13 protein-coding genes are annotated in these 16,156 nt (G+C 74.4%); 6 read left to right on the top strand and 7 right to left on the bottom strand.

The features are described 5' to 3' along the window. Positions 1-60 precede the first annotated feature (60 nt). Entirely contained in the window at positions 61-3,420 is a 3,360-nt protein-coding gene (locus ACFV2X_RS19680; protein ID WP_385617914.1) for a sacsin N-terminal ATP-binding-like domain-containing protein, read from the bottom strand. A 327-nt stretch (positions 3,421-3,747) separates the two neighbouring features. After that, a complete protein-coding gene (locus ACFV2X_RS19675; RefSeq protein WP_385617860.1) occupies positions 3,748-4,659 on the bottom strand; it encodes a DUF3027 domain-containing protein in 912 nt (303 codons plus the stop codon). A gap of 404 nt (positions 4,660-5,063) precedes the next feature. Here ACFV2X_RS19675 and ACFV2X_RS19670 point away from each other — a divergent pair, with 404 nt between their 5' ends. Genes ACFV2X_RS19670 through ACFV2X_RS19655 form a run of 4 tightly spaced genes read left to right on the top strand, consistent with a single transcriptional unit; the run spans position 5,064 to position 8,775 of the window. After that, entirely contained in the window at positions 5,064-6,533 is a 1,470-nt protein-coding gene (locus tag ACFV2X_RS19670) for an MFS transporter (protein WP_385617858.1), read from the top strand. 26 nt (positions 6,534-6,559) lie between these two features. Next, positions 6,560-7,072 (top strand): hypothetical protein, encoded by a 513-nt coding sequence (locus tag ACFV2X_RS19665; protein ID WP_385617856.1) that lies wholly within the window; start codon positions 6,560-6,562, stop codon positions 7,070-7,072. 54 nt (positions 7,073-7,126) lie between these two features. Beyond that, positions 7,127-7,888, top strand: coding sequence for a futalosine hydrolase (locus ACFV2X_RS19660; protein WP_385617853.1), 762 nt, complete (start codon positions 7,127-7,129; stop codon positions 7,886-7,888). Continuing rightward, positions 7,885-8,775: a 1,4-dihydroxy-6-naphthoate synthase gene (locus ACFV2X_RS19655; RefSeq protein WP_385617850.1), complete on the top strand. Its 891-nt coding sequence runs from the start codon at positions 7,885-7,887 to the stop codon at positions 8,773-8,775. Before ACFV2X_RS19660 ends, ACFV2X_RS19655 begins: the two co-directional genes overlap by 4 nt. Positions 8,776-8,840: 65 nt before the next feature. Here ACFV2X_RS19655 and ACFV2X_RS19650 read toward each other — a convergent pair whose 3' ends face one another. Next, a complete protein-coding gene (locus ACFV2X_RS19650) occupies positions 8,841-9,224 on the bottom strand; it encodes a cold-shock protein (protein WP_014177506.1) in 384 nt (127 codons plus the stop codon). A gap of 181 nt (positions 9,225-9,405) precedes the next feature. On the opposite strand from ACFV2X_RS19650, the gene ACFV2X_RS19645 reads away from it, so the two are divergent. Then, a complete protein-coding gene (locus tag ACFV2X_RS19645) occupies positions 9,406-9,672 on the top strand; it encodes a hypothetical protein (protein ID WP_179285191.1) in 267 nt (88 codons plus the stop codon). A 5-nt stretch (positions 9,673-9,677) separates the two neighbouring features. Here ACFV2X_RS19645 and ACFV2X_RS19640 read toward each other — a convergent pair whose 3' ends face one another. The 4 genes from ACFV2X_RS19640 to ACFV2X_RS19625 all read right to left on the bottom strand — a co-directional run bounded on the left by ACFV2X_RS19640 (position 9,678) and on the right by ACFV2X_RS19625 (position 12,972). Beyond that, positions 9,678-10,370: an HAD family hydrolase gene (locus tag ACFV2X_RS19640; protein WP_385617846.1), complete on the bottom strand. Its 693-nt coding sequence runs from the start codon at positions 10,368-10,370 to the stop codon at positions 9,678-9,680. A gap of 72 nt (positions 10,371-10,442) precedes the next feature. Further along, positions 10,443-11,732, bottom strand: a complete 1,290-nt coding sequence (locus ACFV2X_RS19635; protein WP_385617844.1) for a hypothetical protein — start codon at positions 11,730-11,732, stop codon at positions 10,443-10,445. A 32-nt stretch (positions 11,733-11,764) separates the two neighbouring features. Continuing rightward, positions 11,765-12,202, bottom strand: a complete 438-nt coding sequence (locus tag ACFV2X_RS19630; protein WP_385617841.1) for a hypothetical protein — start codon at positions 12,200-12,202, stop codon at positions 11,765-11,767. 5 nt (positions 12,203-12,207) lie between these two features. Then, positions 12,208-12,972, bottom strand: coding sequence for a hypothetical protein (locus tag ACFV2X_RS19625; protein ID WP_385617840.1), 765 nt, complete (start codon positions 12,970-12,972; stop codon positions 12,208-12,210). Between the two features lie 365 nt (positions 12,973-13,337). On the opposite strand from ACFV2X_RS19625, the gene ACFV2X_RS19620 reads away from it, so the two are divergent. Beyond that, complete coding sequence (locus ACFV2X_RS19620) at positions 13,338-16,097, top strand: helicase-associated domain-containing protein (protein ID WP_385617838.1); 2,760 nt, start codon at positions 13,338-13,340, stop codon at positions 16,095-16,097. Positions 16,098-16,156 lie beyond the last annotated feature (59 nt).

The following is a 16,156-nucleotide window of genomic DNA, read 5'->3' as shown; positions in this document are numbered from 1 at the left end:
GGCCGGTCAGTAGAACCAGCAGGCGCGGGCCGGTCAGTCGAACCAGCAGGCGCGGGCCGGTCAGTCGAACCAGCGGGCGCGGGCCAGTTCGTCGGTGCGGGTCAGGTCTTCCAGGAGGGCCACCACCTCGAAGCGGCGCGCCCACTGGCCCGCCGCCCAGGCCAGGCCCGCCGCCACGCCCTCCAGCGTCGAGGCGTGCAGCGTGCCGTCCACGTACCGCCAATCCAACTCGGCGCCGCCCTCGACCAGCAGCTCCTCGTGCTCGACGTACGACAGCGGGGCGCCCGGCAGCAGTTCGCGCACCGCCGCCGGGACCTCGTGCGGCTCGCCCTGGGAGACGACCGGGGCCGGGTACGCCTCGCTCAGCCGCCGCACCTGGAACAGCTCGGCCACCTCCGCCGCCCGCGTCGGCCGCACCGGCAGCAGCGCCCGGGCCTCCGCCTCGGCCAGCGGCATCAGGTCCGGCGCGTCCGCGACCAGCGCGTCCCCCGCGTCGACGACGCGCGGCTCGCCGTCCACCACGGCACGCAGCTCGTCCGGCAGGGTCACCTGGTCGGGGTCCAGATCGGCCAGCAGCCCGTAGACGGCGTGCAGCTGGGCGGGGGTCACCGGGCGGTCCTCGTCGGCCAGCCGGGCCAGCAGCTCCGCCGCCCCGCCCGGCTCGTCGAGCAGCGCGGCGACCGAAGTGCGTACGCCCAGCGCGCGCAGCACCTGCTCGTCCTCAAACCCGGCCGCGTCCACCGCCTCGTACAGGCCGGCCAGCAGTGGGTCGCCCCCGGCCGCGCGCAGCCCGGCCGGCCGGCGTCCGTCGAGCACCGGGTGGCCGCGCAGCCACCAGGCGGTGTACGAGCGCACGACCTCCGTCGTACCGTCCGGCAGCAGCACCCGCACCGGCGCGGTGAGCGCATCGCGCAGCGGCGGCTGGGCGAGCATCGCCAGCGCCTTGGGCCAGGCGTCGTCGTCGACCAGGTCCAGGTCCCGTACGGCGACGATCTCGGTGGCCACCGGCGGCACCGGGGTCTCGGGCAGCCGGTCCAGGACGTCCTCACACCACACGTCGACCGCGTCCAGCAGCCCCACGTCGTCGGGCTCGGCGAAGTCCCCTTCGCGCGGTTCGAGCTCGTCCGGGTCCAGGACCACATCGGTGGCGCGCACCAGTGTGAAGCCCGCCAGCACGCCGGCCGCGGCCAGCGTCTCCTCGCCCCACCGCTCGGCGAGCTCGGCGTCGCAGGCGGCCAGCTCGCCCTCCCGCATCACCTTCTCGAAGGCGCTCCCGGGAAAGACCAGTTCCCCGGCGGGGGCGAGCTCCCCCTCCTCGTCGGTCAGCGCCAGCGCGCCCAGCCACGGCTCGTCGCCGGGCGCGAGCCGGGCCTGCTGGACGAGGCCGAGGACCGTCTCGGCCAGCGTGTCGGGGTCGAGCGCGGCGGCGGGCGCGCCCTCGTCGTCCGTGAACGGGTCGTACTCGTCCTCCGCCTCGAGCGAGTGCGCGACCGCGGCCCGCACCTGGGGCGTGGTCAGCACGGCCCGCGGGGTCGCGGGGGTCGCGCCCAGCTTCTCCAGCAGCGGGTGGGCCGCGTCCGGGTGCGCGACCTTCAGGCCGAGACGCGCCAGGGTGCGGTGCCGGTCGTCGCCCCACGCCTCGCCCTCGGCCTCCTCGCCGCCCGTCTCGCCCGGCAGCGGCAGCAGCACCTGCCGGGGCCCGATCGTCGTACGCCCGTCCGCCAGCGGCACCGGCAGCCCGGTGAGCCGGTCCGGGTCGGTGCCGCCCAGCGAGTCGTACAGCCGCCGCCACCAGGCGGGGGCGCGCTCGACGCCCGCGAGCCGGTCGATCACCTCGCCGAGCGGCACCCGTGCCACGCCCAGCACCCGCAGCTCCTGCCGCCGTTCGAGACCGGCGGGCAGCAGCGTCGGGAACAGCTCGGCCAGCACCTGGACGGTCTCGGCGCCCACGCCCTCCAGGATCTCGGCGTCCCGGGGCCGCAGCGCGTACGGCTCGCTGTCCGAGCCGCCGACGAGGACGTCGCCCAGGATCTCGTCGTCCCACCGCTCGGCCGGCGCACCGCCGCCCGGGTTCCCCGGACCGCCCTGCGCGGCGTCCGGGCCCAGCGCGTCCGGCGAGCCCAGCCAGCCCGTCTCGGTCCCACCATCCGTCTCGCCACCCACTGGGGCGGCGGCGCTGGGCAGGAACGGCACGCGCGGCAGCAGCTCCAGAATCCGCCGCCGCAGCTCGCCGTCCAGCTCCCCCTTGCCCAGCGGGCCGGGGACCAGGCCGATCGTGCCGACCCCCACCGGGTGCCAGTCGCGCAGCAGCGCCGCGTACGCCTCGGCCGCCCGCTCCACCAGGAAGTCCGTCAGCGGCCCGGGAGCGGTGTGGCGGCGGGTCGGCTCCAGCGGGAAGGAGGCGATGAGCAGCGCGGGCACGCCCAGCGGCTCGTCCGTCGGCGTCGGGGCGTGCACCACCGGGGCCGTGTCCGGCCTCGCCGGGGCGCCCTCCGCGTCCACCGGTACCGCCCAGGTCAGCGACCACACCGGCCGCAGCCGCTCCTCCACCGGGCGGTCGGCGAGCAGCGCGGCGTCCAGCGGGCCGCCCGCGGTCTCGGTCCGCCACCGGCGGGCCCCGCCCGTGGCGCCGGTGTCCTCGACGACCGTGTACGGGCCCTCCTTGCGGCGACACAGTGTCCGTACGCCCTCGGACGTCTCGACCACGACCTCGGCCAGGCCCGGCAGGGTGATCAGCAGCGCGTCGTCGATGCCGGTCAGCAGCCGCTCCACCACGTCCTGGGCGGCGCCGTCGCGCAGCGGCAGCACGACCACCGTGTCGTACCCCTCGGGCGCGGTGCCCTCGGCGGGCAGCGGCAGCCGCAGCAGCGGTACGTGCCCGTCGCGGCGGCGCAGCTCGTCCCCGAGGCCGGGGCTCGCCGCCGCCGCGCCGTACGCCAGCTCGCGCGCCTCCACCAGCGACCAGCGCACACCGCCCGAGCGGCCCACGACCGCGGGCTCGTCGCTGACCGCGAGCACCGCCGCGAAGCCCACCCCGAACCGGCCGACCGCCGCGCCGGGCTCGTCCCACGCGGCGGTGTCCCGCTTCGCGGACGCCCGCAGCGTGGACAGCGACTCCACGCCGGCCGCGTCCAACGGCGCCCCGGTGTTGGCCGCCGCCAGCACGGCGGGCTCACCGTCCCGCGCCGGGTGCAGGGTCAGCCGCAGCCGGCCGGGCACCCCGGCCCGGGCGGCGGCGTCCGAGGCGTTCTGCGCCAACTCGACCACGAGGCGATCCCGGTGGCCGCCCAACGCCAGGTCCTCCTCGGCGTTGGCGTCCTCACGGAACCTCGCGGGCGAAGCGGCCCAGGCGTCCAGTACGCCGCGCCGCAGCCGCGCGGTCCCGAACGGATCCGCGTCCTCCGTCGCGCCTCGCACCATCGCCGTGCTGCTCACGTGTCGCCTCCGGGGTCCTGGTCGGGGACCGTTTGGGTCCGTCTGGGTCAGCCCTGGGGATGCGTCCCGCGTCACCGGGTTCCCCCGCGGCCCGCCTTCCCCACTGCTGTCGCCGAACGTACCGCCACCTCGCCCTCGATCTCGCGGCGCCCTCCTTCCACAGGAGACGGGAGAGCGGGCGCCAAGAGGCGAGGCCCGGGGCCGTCCGGAAATGGCCGATCAGGAACGGCCGATCAGGAACGGCCGATCGGGAACGGCTGATCACAACGGCCGATCGGGAACGGCTGATCAGGAACGGCCTCCGGGAACCGATCAGGAGTGGCCGAGCTCTTCCGCCGGCGCATCCGCCTCCACCGACCCCCCGGTCCGCTCCGCGGGCCCCCGCAGCACCAGCGGCTCGACGATCGTCTCGTCGATCACGGGCGCCGCCGGACGCGGCGGCTTCGGCATGACGGCGGCCTCGGAGTGCGCCCCGCAGCCGTACGACAGGGACACCACGCGCCCGTCCGCCGGGCTGAACTCATTCGCGCACACCCCGAACGCCTGCCGCAGCGACCCCGCGAGCGGCATCAGGAAGCCGCAGGTCGCGCAGGACGCGGGGGCGGCCTGCGCCATCGGCGTCTTGGCGCCGAACGCGTCGTCCCAGCGGTCCGCGGCGTCATACAGCCCGTAACGGGACAGTACGCGGGCGCGGCGCATGCCCAGCTCTTCGGCGACCGCCGCGATGCTCCCGACCGCGGGCGGCGCCTCCTGTGCGGCGGGCGCGCCCGCCGTCACATCGGCGTCCTCGACCGCCGCGAGCTGCTGCATCTCCTCCGAGACGATGGAGTTCGGCGGCGGGATGTCCTCGCCCGAGTAGCCGGGCTCAAGACGCAGGTCCTCGGCCTCGCTGGGGAGCAGATCGCCCGGGCCCAGGTCGCCGGGGCGCAGCCGCTCGCTCCAGGGCACCCACTCCGGCGCCAGCAGCGCGTCCGGTCCTGGCAGCAGCACCGTCTCGTCGACGGTGACGACCTTCGCGCGGGAGGCACGGGTGACGGTCACCGCCCAGCGCCAGCCCCGGTAGCCCAGTTCCTGGCACTCGAAGAGGTGGGTGACGACGCGGTCCGCGTCGGCGACCGCGCGCACATGCGCGCCGACCGTGCCTGGATGGGCGGCTTCCGCCGCCGCCTCACGCGCGAGCTCGACCGCCTCGGCGCACAGGCGGTCGGGGGTACGGCTTCGCATCGCAGCACTCACAGGATCGATTCTCTCTTCCACGCCGTCGCAGCCGTTTGACGAGTGCGCCAGCCACACGGCCGGGACGCGGGAGCACGGACGGAGCGGACCATGGGACCGCGTCGACGTCCGCACCCGATCCGGCCTCGGGCGCACCTTGTATGTCTCATCCATTCTGCGGGATGACGACTCGGCGCGTGGCCAAGAACGACCGTCGGTGGCGCGTAACGCACGCTACCCTGTCCGGCCCTCCCCGCCCCACCCCCGTCCGTCCGGAAGCGGTCCGGAAGCCGTCCGGAAGCCGTCCCAACGCGGTGGAAGAAGTCGCCCAGGAGCCACCAAAGGGGAACGCATAGTTCCGGATGGCGGTCGGGGGCCTCACATACCGGCCCTGTTGGCTGCACCATGGTCGGGTGGAAGTCACGAGGTTCATCGGCGACGGCCCGATCCGACGGCATGGCCGTCGGATCGGCCGAGCCTTGCACCTCCCGTTCACCGCGACCGGCAGAGGCATCCGCCGGGCCACCCACGCCCACGGCGCCGGCGAATCCGGCCTCGGCAAGCTGATCGAGCTGCACGCCGTGAACTCCGCGGGCGACATGCTGATCACCGTCGCCCTCGCCTCCACAGTCTTCTTCTCCGTACCGACCGCCGAGGCGCGCGGGCGCGTCGCCCTCTACCTGGCCATCACCATGGCCCCCTTCACCCTGCTCGCCCCCGTCGTCGGCCCGCTGCTCGACCGCCTCCCGCACGGCCGGCGCGCCGCGATGGCCAGCGCCATGCTCACGCGGGCCGTGCTCGCGCTCATGATCGCGGGCGCGGTGGCGGGCGGCGGGCTCGAGCTGTATCCGGAGGCGCTGGGCGTGCTGGTGGCCTCCAAGTCGTACGGCGTCGTACGGTCCGCCGTCGTGCCACGCCTGCTCCCACCCCGCTTCTCACTGGTCAAGGCGAACTCACGGGTCACGCTCGCCGGGCTGCTCGCGACCGGCCTGGCGGCGCCCATCGGGGCCGGGCTGCACCAGATAGGGCCGAGCTGGCCGCTGTACGGGGCGTGCGCGGTGTTCGTCGGGGGCGGCTTCCTCTCCTTCACGCTGCCGCACAAGGTCGACTCGGCGAAGGGCGAGGGCAAGGTGCAGCTCACCTCCGGTGAGCACCATCTGCATCTGCCGAAGCCGACACACTCGGCGAGCGGCACAAGCGGCAAGGCAGGTGATACGAGCGGTACAGGCGATTCCGGCGATAGGTCCAACAAGACAGACAAGGTGGGCGACAAGGCCCCGCGCCGCGTCGGCCTGCGCAACGTCAGCCCCTCCGTGCTGCACGCCCTGGAGGCATGCTCCTCCCTCAAGGCGCTGTCCGGCTTTCTCACCTTCTTCCTCGCCTTCCTGCTCCGCGAGCACCCACTGGGCGGGCTGTCCCCCGAGATCTCGCTCGGCGTGGCCGCGGTCGCGGCGGGCGGCGGCAACGCGCTGGGTACGGCGATCGGCGCCTGGCTGCGGGCGCGCGGGCCGGAGCGGATCATCGCGGTGGTGCTGACCTCGGCCCTGGGGGTGCTCATCGTGTCGGCCGCCCTCTACAGCGCGGTCATGGTCGCCGTCGTGGCCGCGACCGCCGGGTTCGCGCTGGCGCTGGCCAAGCAGTCGCTGGACGCGCTGATCCAGCGCGATGTGCCCGAGCGGGTCCGTACCTCCGCCTTCTCCCGCTCGGAGACCACGCTCCAGCTGGCATGGGTCATCGGCGGGGCCGTGGGCATCGTTCTCCCGCTCAGCGGCGCGCTCGGCATGGCGGTCGCCGGGGCGATGATCGCGCTGGGCGCGGCGGCGAGCGTACGGGGGCTGCTGGCGGCCGCCCGGCAGGGAGCGACACACCCCCGCGTGGCTTGATCAATCCAGCCCGGTAGCCTGCCCGCATGACCGCTGCGCTGTTTACCAGGGGCAAGGGCCGCCGGGCCGCCACCGCCGCCTGTGCCGTGTCCCTTGGGATCGTCGCCCTCTCCGCCTGCGACAAGCCGACCCCGCTGGCGACGGTCACGGTCGGTTCGAAGACCGTGACGACCGAGGCCGCCAAGGGCTGCTACAAGGACGACAAGGTCGTCGCCAAGTCCGAGAAGAAGGTCACGGCGTGCCTGACCGCGAAGCCGGAGCAGTCGCTGTCGGTCAGCCCCGGTGAGAAGGTGCGGGTCGGCGTGGACCCGAAGATCGCCGAGTCGGGATGGCTCGTGATAAGCGAGGCCCACGGCGTCATCAACGGCCAGTCCAAGAAGACCTACCGCAGCCTCGACAGCGACAAGCTGTTCGAGCAGACGAACCCGCAGACCGGCCAGACCACCACGCTCGACAGCGTGACGATCGTGGTGGTGGAGACCGGCAAGAACAGCGGGATCAAGGGCGCCTGGCCGATCAAGCTCAAGCGCGAGGTCTGACAGCCGACGTCTGACCGGGAGATCCGCGAGATCCAGGAGTTCCGGGAGCCGCTGATGCGCGTACTCGTCGTCACCGCCGTGCCCGCCGAGCGGGACGCGGCGGTACGTGGCGTCGTCAGCGCGCCAGAGACAGCGACCGGGGCCGAGGCCGAAGCCGCCGAAACTGCTGAAGCCAGGGTGTCCGTACCCGGCGGGCGGACGCTGCGCCGGGTCGTACGCCCCCCGCTCACCGTGGACGCGCTGGACGCCGGGGTCGGCCCCGCCGCCGCGGCGGCGGCGACCGCCTCGGCCCTCACCGCCGCCGAGCTCGGACACGCGCCGTACGGGCTGGTCGTCTCGGCCGGCATCGGCGGCGGCTTCGCCCCCGCGCCCCTCGGCTCCGTCGTCGTCGGCGAGCCGATCGTGGCCGCTGACCTGGGTGCCGAGACCCCCGACGGCTTCGCCGCCGTCACCGAACTCGGCTTCGGGACCGTCGAACACCTTCCGCCGCCCGCGCTCGTACGGGCCGTGGCCGAGGCGACGGGGGCGGTGCGCGGCGCGGTGCTCACCGTCTCGACCGCGACCGGCAGCGCCGAGCGCGCCGCGGAGCTGCGCCGGCGGCACCCGGGCGCCGCCGCCGAGGCGATGGAGGGCTTCGGGGTGGCCGAGGCCGCCGCCGCGCACGGCGTGCCCGTTCTGGAGCTACGGGCGATCTCCAACGCCGTCGGCCCACGCGACCGGGCCGGCTGGCGGATCGGCGAAGCGCTCGACGCCCTGGCGGGCGCCTTCCGTCACCTCCCGCCCGCCCTCGCCACCTGGAAGGGACCCAGCAGATGACCGCCCCCACGCCCCCGCGGCAGAGTCCGCGGTCGACGCCGCAGCCGCTGAGCATCGCGTACTCACCCTGCCCGAACGACACGTTCGTCTTCCACGCCTGGGCACACGGCCGCGTCCCGGGCGCGCCCGCGATCGACGTCACCTTCGCCGATATCGACATCACCAACGGCATGGCGGAGCGCGGCGAGCGCGATGTGCTGAAGGTGTCGTACGCCGTTCTGCCGTGGATCCTGCGCGACTACGCGCTGGTGCCCTGCGGCGGCGCGCTCGGGCGCGGCTGCGGTCCGCTGGTGCTCACCAAGGAGCCGGGGCGGGCCAAGGACCTGGCGGGCAAGACGGTCGCCGTGCCGAGCGAACGCTCGACGGCGTATCTGCTCTTCCGGCTGTGGGCGGCCGGTGAGGTGCCGGGCGGGGTGGGCCGGGTCATCGTGCTGCCGTTCGACCAGATCATGCCCGCCGTACGGGACGGCCGGGTCGACGCCGGGCTGGTCATCCACGAAGCCCGATTCACCTATCAGAACTACGGTCTGCACTGCCTGGCCGACATGGGCGAGCACTGGGAGCTCACCACGGGCCTGCCGATCCCCCTCGGCGCGATCGTCGCGAAGCGGTCGCTGGGCGCCGAGCGGCTGCGGGCCATCGCCGAGGCCACGCGTACGTCCGTACGGGCGGCCTGGGACGACCCGACGGCTTCGCGCGGATACGTCCTGGAGCACGCACAGGAGATGGACCCGGCGGTCGCCGATCAGCACATCGGGCTCTACGTGAACGAATTCACCGCCGACCTGGGCGAGGACGGCTACGCCGCGGTGCGCGGGCTGCTCACACGTGCGGCGGCCGAGGGGCTGGTGCCGCCCCTCGGCCACAACGCGATGGAGTTCGTCTAGCCGGACCGCTCCCGGTCCGGCGGGGTTTCTCTGGCTGGACTCCAGACGCCGAGTCCGACCGGACTTCAGACGTCGAGCTGGTCGGCCACCGCCCGCAGCATGCCCGCGATCTTGTGGCCATGTGCCTTGTCGGGGTAACGCCCGCGCTCCAACTGCTGCGTCACGTTCTCCAACAGGGTGGTCAGGTCCTGGACGATGGACGCCAGCTCATCGGGCTTGCGCCGCTGGGCTGCCGCGACAGAGGGGGTCGGGTCCAGTACCGTCACCGAAAGTGCCTGGTCACCGCGGTTACCGGCGACGACGCCGAACTCGACCCGCTGTCCTGGCTTCAGCGAGTCAACGCCTTCCGGGAGCACTGACGAGTGGACGAAGACGTCGCCGCCGTCGTCACGGGAGAGAAAGCCGAAGCCCTTCTCACTGTTGAACCACTTGACCTTGCCGGTAGGCACGTCTGTCCTCGTCCTCGTCACTCGTCGGAAAACACGTAAAAACGGGTCTGGATAGCACTACAGCGGGTCGTAAGACCCGCCACCACCAAGGCTAATGGTCCGGAGCCTGGTGACAAGACGTACCCGGGTGGTTCCGGGTGGTGGTTCCTACGCGCGCTCTGCTCCGACCTACCCTGTTGCGGTGAGCAATGAAACACCACACGACGGAACGGCCCCCGGCGACCGGATGGTGCGTTTGGGGGTGATCGTCTTCGGCGTGGGCGCCGTGGCCACTCTGATCACTGTAGCCCCGCTCTTCCTGGGCCTGCACCCACTGCCATCGGCCGCGTACTTCGTGTGCATGCTGATGGGCGTCGGCTTCGCGCTCTCCGCTGCGGGCCTGCTGCGCTCGATCGCGGCGCAGCGGCGCGCGGCCGACCCGGGGAGGGCCGGTCCTCACGACGCCTGAGCGGGTCATCCGTCCAGGTGGCGGGCCAGCCATGCCGGGAAGGCGGTCAGGTCGTCGAGCACCACATCGGCCCCCGCCGTACGCAGCTCCTCCGCATCGCACGGCCCGGTCGCGACCGCCACGGACAGCGCGCCCGCCGTGCGTGCGCCGCGCACGTCGCCCGTGTGATCCCCGACGTACACCGATGCGCCGTACTCGCGCAGCGCCTCCGCCTTCGCCTCGGCCCACAGCCAGCCGACGACCGCGTCCGCCTCGATGCCGAGATGGCTCAGGTGCAGCTTGGCGTTCGGCTCGTGCTTGGCCGTCACCACGACCGCGCGCCCACCCGCCGCCCGCACCGCGGCGACTGCCTCGCGGGCGCCGGACATGGCGGGCGTGGGGGCTATCGCGTACTCCGGGTACAGCTCGCGGTACAGGTCCCCCACCTCGTCGATCCGCTCCTTCGGGAACCAGTGCGCGAGCTCCTGCTCCAGCGGCGGGCCGAGTCGGGTGATGACGAGGTCGGTGTCGATGAAGGTGCTGGTGACGGCGGAGAGCTCTTCGTAGGCGGCCTTGATACCGGGGCGGGAGTCGATCAGGGTCATGTCGAGGTCGAAACCGACGGTCACGGGGCGCGCGGATGCGGCGGGCGCAGCAGATGTGGCGGATGCGGCGGGCGTAGCGGCGGATGCGGGCGAAGACGAAGACATGCCCGACATTCTCCCCCGCGCGGAACCGCTGACTCCGTGCCGCCGACGTGGCGCTCACCACGGGGCCGGTCAGTGCCGGGGTCAGCGGCGGCGCCTCGTGCGCCAGACGAGGAAGAGCGCCGACGCGATCGCCGCGGCGCGCACGACGACCGGCCAGGCTGCCCGCACCGCGTCCCCCATGCCGTTCTCGGGGATCGGCTCACCCCATCTGCCGGAGGCCCGGCCCCACAGCCAGGCCATGGTCGCGGCCACGACCAGACCGGGCATGCCCAGCGCGGCCCACCTCATCTCGGCACGCGACAACTTGCGCGCGCCGTAGATGATCACCCAGCCGAAGGCCATCACGAGGAGTTCGCCCATCGCGGCACCGGCCACGAGCAGCACGACCGCCAGCAGGGGCAACAGACCGAGGGAGCCTGCCTTCTGGGCCCCGTCTCCGCCGCCGTCGCCCTTCGCGCCGCGCCGCCGCAGCGCCCGGCGCAGCAGCCCGGGTTCACGGGCCGCCTTGCCGCCGCCGGTGGCGGCCTCCGTCTCCGCCGCGCCCGCCTCGGCGCCCTGTTCCGTGCCCGTACCCGCGCCCGCGGCTCCTTCGGCGGCACCCTCGTTCTCCTGGTCCGACTCGGTCGGCCGGCCGAGCAGTTCGGGGATCTCCACCCCGCCGACGAACCCTTCCACCTGGCCGAACGGCGAATCACGCTGCTCGGGCTGAAGGAACGGACCCGGCTCGGTATGCCACCAGTCGGGGTTGGACTCGCGGGGGCCGAGCTCGTCCTCACCCGCGAGATGAGGCGGCGACGCGGCGGTGGACGACCGCCGACGGGGCGGCGGCCCGGGGTCTGTTGCCGGAGCTTCGCCGGACGGGGACTCGGGCCGGGCCGGGGAGTCACCGTCGCGCGGGGAGGGCACCTTGCCGATCAGCCCGCTGCGCTCGGCGAACCCGGACAGCTTGTCGCGGGCCGCCCGCGCCATCCCGGTCGCGCCCGCTCCGCGCGACGGCTCCGCACCCCCGTACGCCCCGCCCGCGCGCCCTGCGCTCCCCGCACCCGCGGCACCGCCGCCCGCCGCACCGCCGCCCGCCGCACCGCCACCGGCCGGGCCGGCATCCGCCGCACCGCCATTCGTCGCGGCGCCCGCTCCCGGGCGGCCACCCGCGGCGGTCACCACCTCCGAGGGCGTGCCCAGCTTCGCGAGGATCCGCTTCACCCCCGCCGGGCTGTCCGAGCCGGCGGACGACGCCCGCCGCTGGTCGATATCGGCGCGCAACTCGGAGACCAGCCGCATCCGGTCGCCGGATGACAACCCCCGCTGCTGTGCCAGATCGCCGACACGGCTCAAATAGTCGTAGACGAGCTGTTCGCTCTCGATCCCCACCAAGACCCCTGACAATGCGCACCGCTGGCGTATCAGATCGTTCCGACGGTACCGCGCCGGACCGGCGGCCCGCCGCACCCCGGCTCGTCATCACCGTTCCTAAGGACTGAGCGGGAGTGAGTCCTGTTGCCAGACCCCATGCTCAGCCGCGTGCCCCGAACGGTGTTGGGCACACTGGTCGGCCGCTTTCGTTCCGCACCCAGCGCCATCGGATCGTGTCCGTGGTCCGGGGATACGGGGGCGGCGTTCCTCACGCCCTCGGGTGCCGTGTCCGGCCTGGGCGGTCCGATGCCCGCGTTCAGCCCGTGCCGGGCAGCCCAGTGCAGCAGACGGATCAGGGCGTGCCGCACCTGGGCGTCCCGGTAGGAGGCAGGGCCGGACAGGTCGAAGAAGAACCTGCGGGGTTCGCCGCACGGGTTGCCGTGTGCGTCGAGGCGCCAGGCGGCCAGGTGGTCGGCGTTGGTGTCCACCCCGATCAGGCCGCCGGTGCGGGCCGCCGCCAGGGGGACGGCCTGGACAGGGGGGATCGTCCAGGACGCCTCAGATACCAGCGCCCCCGGATTGTGTCTCCGTGGATGCGGTAGGCCACCGCCCGGTTCGCTGCCACGCGATCGGTCCACTGCTCGCCCCGGTGCGCGAACGCCACGCGGCCGGTGAGTACGTACCGGCCGTGCGAAGCGTTCGCCAGGTGCGCCAGCGGCGCGGGGAGTTTGATCGAGACCTCGCCGTCGGGGGTGACGCGGATGGTCTCGTTGCCGAACCTTTTGCCGGACTCGCCGTCCGCCGCGAGGAACCGGCGCCCGGCCTGCCACCGGGCGCGCCATTGTTCTTCGGTGAGCTGCGCTTCCTGAAGGTGGTGGCGGGTGTTCAGCAGCCGTTTCCCGCCGCGCACCACGCGCACGACTGCGGCCTCACGGTCCGCCCGCACTGCCTGAAGCCGGTCTTCGAGCACACACAAGCGGCGCCTTTTCGCGTGCCACTCCCGTGTGCTGCGGTAGCCGCCCGGCGCCTGCTTGGTGCCCTTCTCGCCCACGGGCCGGGACAGCCGGTGGGTGATCGTCTCGATCCCGGCTTGAAGGCTCTGGATGTGCGCGAGCTGGCCGCGCCTGGCCAGCGCCCACTGATCGTGGGTGGCCTTCGTGATCGACCCGGCCCAGCGGGAGGAGGACTCCGCGGTCAGGACGCGTTTGCGCTCGGCCCACTGCTCACTGTCGTGATCCAGCCCGGCCGAACACCGCACACCCCCAGATCACGGGAGGCGAGCGAACCGAGCAGGTCGCCGACCAGCCTCAGAACCTTCTCGTCCCCGACGGTCAGGCCCTTGAGCCGGGCACGGATCGCGACCCCCGAGGGGCTGGGCACCACGAACGGCGCCGCCACTCCCGCAGTCCGCCCACCCCCTTCCCCCTCCCAACCCGGTGTCGCAGAAATCCGTCACCACACCCAACGACCACCACCGGAGAAGGTCACGCATTCGATGCAAGAACTCCCGTTCGCGTCCGGGAGCGTGTGCCTGCCACTGCCCGGGGACTCACCTCATACGTGCCAGAACACGATCAAGTGCCGTCGATCGCCACCTGTTCGCCCCCCGGTATCGTGGATCGAATGACCAGCTCGCGGAATCGGGAGGCATACGTGCCTGCAGAGACCGGCCCACGGGACAGCGGCCGCGGAGTGCCGCGCACGCTCGCCGAAGAGCTGCGCACCCGCCCCGACGACGTCCTCGCCACCCTTCTGCGCGCCCGCCCCGACCTGCTGTCCCCCGTGCCGAACGACCTCACCCAGCTCGCCACCCGGGCCGGCACCCGCGCCTCGGTCGTACGGGCGGTGGAGCGGCTGGACCGGTTCGCGCTGCAGACCGCGGAGGCGCTGGCGGTAGCGCCGGACCCGTGCTCGTACGAGACGCTGAGCGCGCTGATGGCCGGCGACGCCCCGGGGCCCGAAGCACCCCGCGAGGCCACCCGCGACCAGATCCTCGCCGAACTCCCCCGCGCCGTGGCCACCCTGCGCGCCCAGGCCCTCGCCTGGGGCGGCGACGACCGGCTGCGCCTGGTCCGCACCGCCCACGAACTGCTGGCACCCTCGCCCACGGTCCCCTCCCCGACCGGTCTGGGCCCCACCGTCCAGGAGGCCACTGCCGGTATGTCCCCCGGCCGGATGCAGGAGATCCTGGTGGCGGCCGGGCTGCCGCCCACCCACGACCCGGTCACCGCGGTGGCCGCCCTGACCGGGCTCTTCGGCGACCGCCCCCGTATGGCGGCGCTGCTGGTGGAGGCCCCGGCCGGCGCGACGGCGGTCCTGTCCAGGCTGACCTGGGGCCCGCCGTACGGGGAGGCGTCCGTCGCCTCGCCCAGCCCGCCCGTCGAATGGCTGCTGGCCCGCGGCCTGCTGCTGCCGTCCGGGCCGCGCAATGTGGTGCTGCCCCGCGAGGTGGCCCTGCATCTGCGCGGCGGCCGCGCGCACCGCGCGCCCGAACCACTGCCGCCGCCCCTTCCGCCCGCGGCGCGGCACGATCCACAGGCTGTGGACGCGACGGCGGCGGGCGAGGCGTTCACCGCGCTGTCCACGGTCGAGGAGCTGCTGGGCCAGTGGGGGACCGCGGGACCGCCCGTCCTGCGCGCGGGCGGCGTGAGCGTACGGGACCTCAAGCGGACCGCCGCGGCGCTCGATGTGTCCGAGCCGGTGGCCGCGTTCTGGGTGGAGCTGGCGTACGCGGCAGGGCTGCTCGCCTCCGACGGCGAGACGGACGAGCGCTACGCGCCCACCCCCGCCTACGACGACTGGCTCGGGCTGCCCGCCGAGGAGCGCTGGGCGCGGCTCGCCGCCGCCTGGCTGACCGCGACCCGCACCTCGGGCCTGGTCGGCGGCCGCGACGCGAAGGGCCGTACGCTCGCGGCCCTCGGCCCGGAGCTGGACCGCTCCCCCGCCCCCGAGGTGCGCCGCCGCGTCCTCGAACTCCTCGCCGCCCTCCCACCCGGCGCCCCGTCCACCACCGAAGCGCTCCTGGCCCGCCTGCGCTGGGAGCGCCCGACCCACCGCGGCGCACCCGCCGACGACCTGCGCTCCCGGCTGGCCCAGTGGACGCTGACCGAGGCCGAACTGCTCGGCGTCACCGGCCGCGGCGCCCTCTCCACCCACGGCGCCGCCCTCCTCGGCCCCCGCCCACCCGCGGTCCCACCCCCGGCGGGCCCCGCGGCCGGGGAGTCAGGCGGCACCAAGAAGCCCCGCGCCACGGGCGGCGGCCGGGGCGTCGCGCCGCAGGCTGCCGGAGACGAGGCCGCGGAAGGCCGGACCGTCGGCCGGACGGCCGCCGAGGCCGGACGCCGGACCGCCCAGGCCGGAGGCCAGGCCGCGGACCAGGCCAACGTCCCCTCCGTGCCCGGTCGACCGCTGTCCGCGGCCGAGGCTGCCGCCGCCGCGGCGACGGCCGCGCGGCTGCTGGCGCGGCTGCTGCCCCAGCCGCTGGACCACGTCCTCCTCCAGGCCGACCTCACCGCCGTCGCGCCCGGCCCGCTGGAGCGGCCGCTCGCGGCGACGCTCGGCGTCCTGGCCGAGGTGGAGTCCAAGGGCGGCGCCACGGTCTACCGCTTCACACCCGCCTCCGTACGCCGCGCGCTGGACGCCGGGCGGGCGGCGTCCGACCTGCACGCGTTCCTCGCGAAGCATTCCCGCACCCCGGTGCCCCAGCCGCTCGCCTACCTCATCGACGACGTGGCCCGTAAGCACGGCCGGCTCCGCGTCGGCGCCGCCTCCGCCTACGTACGCTGCGACGACGACACCCTGCTGACCGAAATCCTCGCCGACCGCCGCTCGGCCGGCCTGCGGCTGCGCCGCCTCGCGCCGACCGTGCTGGCCGCGCAGGCGGCGCCGGACGCGCTGCTGGAGGGCCTGCGCGCGATGGGGTACGCGCCGGCGGCCGAGTCCGCCGAGGGCGATGTGCTGATCACCCGCGCCGAGGCCCACCGCACCCCGCCCCGCTCGGCCCCCGCCCCCGTGCCCGAGGGCCCGCCGGTGCCCGACGACACGCTTCTGGGCGCGGCGGTGCGCGCCATCCGCGCGGGTGACCGCGCCGCGACGGCCCCCCACAAGCCCGTCCCGGCGTCCGCCACCGACAGCGGCCGGCTCCCCCGCACCACCTCCGCCGACACCCTCGCCACCATGCAGGCCGCGGCCCTCACCGGCTCGGCCGTCTGGATCGGCTACGTCAACGCGGACGGCGCGGCCAGCCAGCGCGTCATCGCCCCGGTGCGCGTCGAGGGCGGCTTCGTCACGGCGTACGACCACACGGCCGACGAGGTGCGGACGTACCCGCTGCACCGGATCACGGGGGTCGCGGAGCTGGCGGACGACTCGGCGGGAACGTGACCATTCCCGTTCACCCTCCCGAGTGCGTAACACTGGATGCTTGCCCCCCAACCCCGTCA

It is taken from the genome of Streptomyces sp. NPDC059679, from assembly GCF_042734105.1.
In the GTDB taxonomy this organism is placed as follows: Bacteria; Actinomycetota; Actinomycetes; order Streptomycetales; family Streptomycetaceae; genus Streptomyces.
Note: the sequence above shows the minus strand (reverse complement) of the source record. Positions and strands in the feature narration are given on the sequence as shown.

Coding starts and splice junctions, on each gene's coding strand:
- ACFV2X_RS19660 (WP_385617853.1), top strand. CDS start 7,127: ATGCGCGTACTCGTCGTCACCGCCGTGCCCGCCGAGCGGGACGCGGCG.
- ACFV2X_RS19620 (WP_385617838.1), top strand. CDS start 13,338: ATGACCAGCTCGCGGAATCGGGAGGCATACGTGCCTGCAGAGACCGGC.
- ACFV2X_RS19640 (WP_385617846.1), bottom strand. CDS start 10,370: ATGTCGGGCATGTCTTCGTCTTCGCCCGCATCCGCCGCTACGCCCGCC.
- ACFV2X_RS19655 (WP_385617850.1), top strand. CDS start 7,885: ATGACCGCCCCCACGCCCCCGCGGCAGAGTCCGCGGTCGACGCCGCAG.
- ACFV2X_RS19675 (WP_385617860.1), bottom strand. CDS start 4,659: ATGCGAAGCCGTACCCCCGACCGCCTGTGCGCCGAGGCGGTCGAGCTC.
- ACFV2X_RS19665 (WP_385617856.1), top strand. CDS start 6,560: ATGACCGCTGCGCTGTTTACCAGGGGCAAGGGCCGCCGGGCCGCCACC.
- ACFV2X_RS19680 (WP_385617914.1), bottom strand. CDS start 3,420: ATGGTGCGAGGCGCGACGGAGGACGCGGATCCGTTCGGGACCGCGCGG.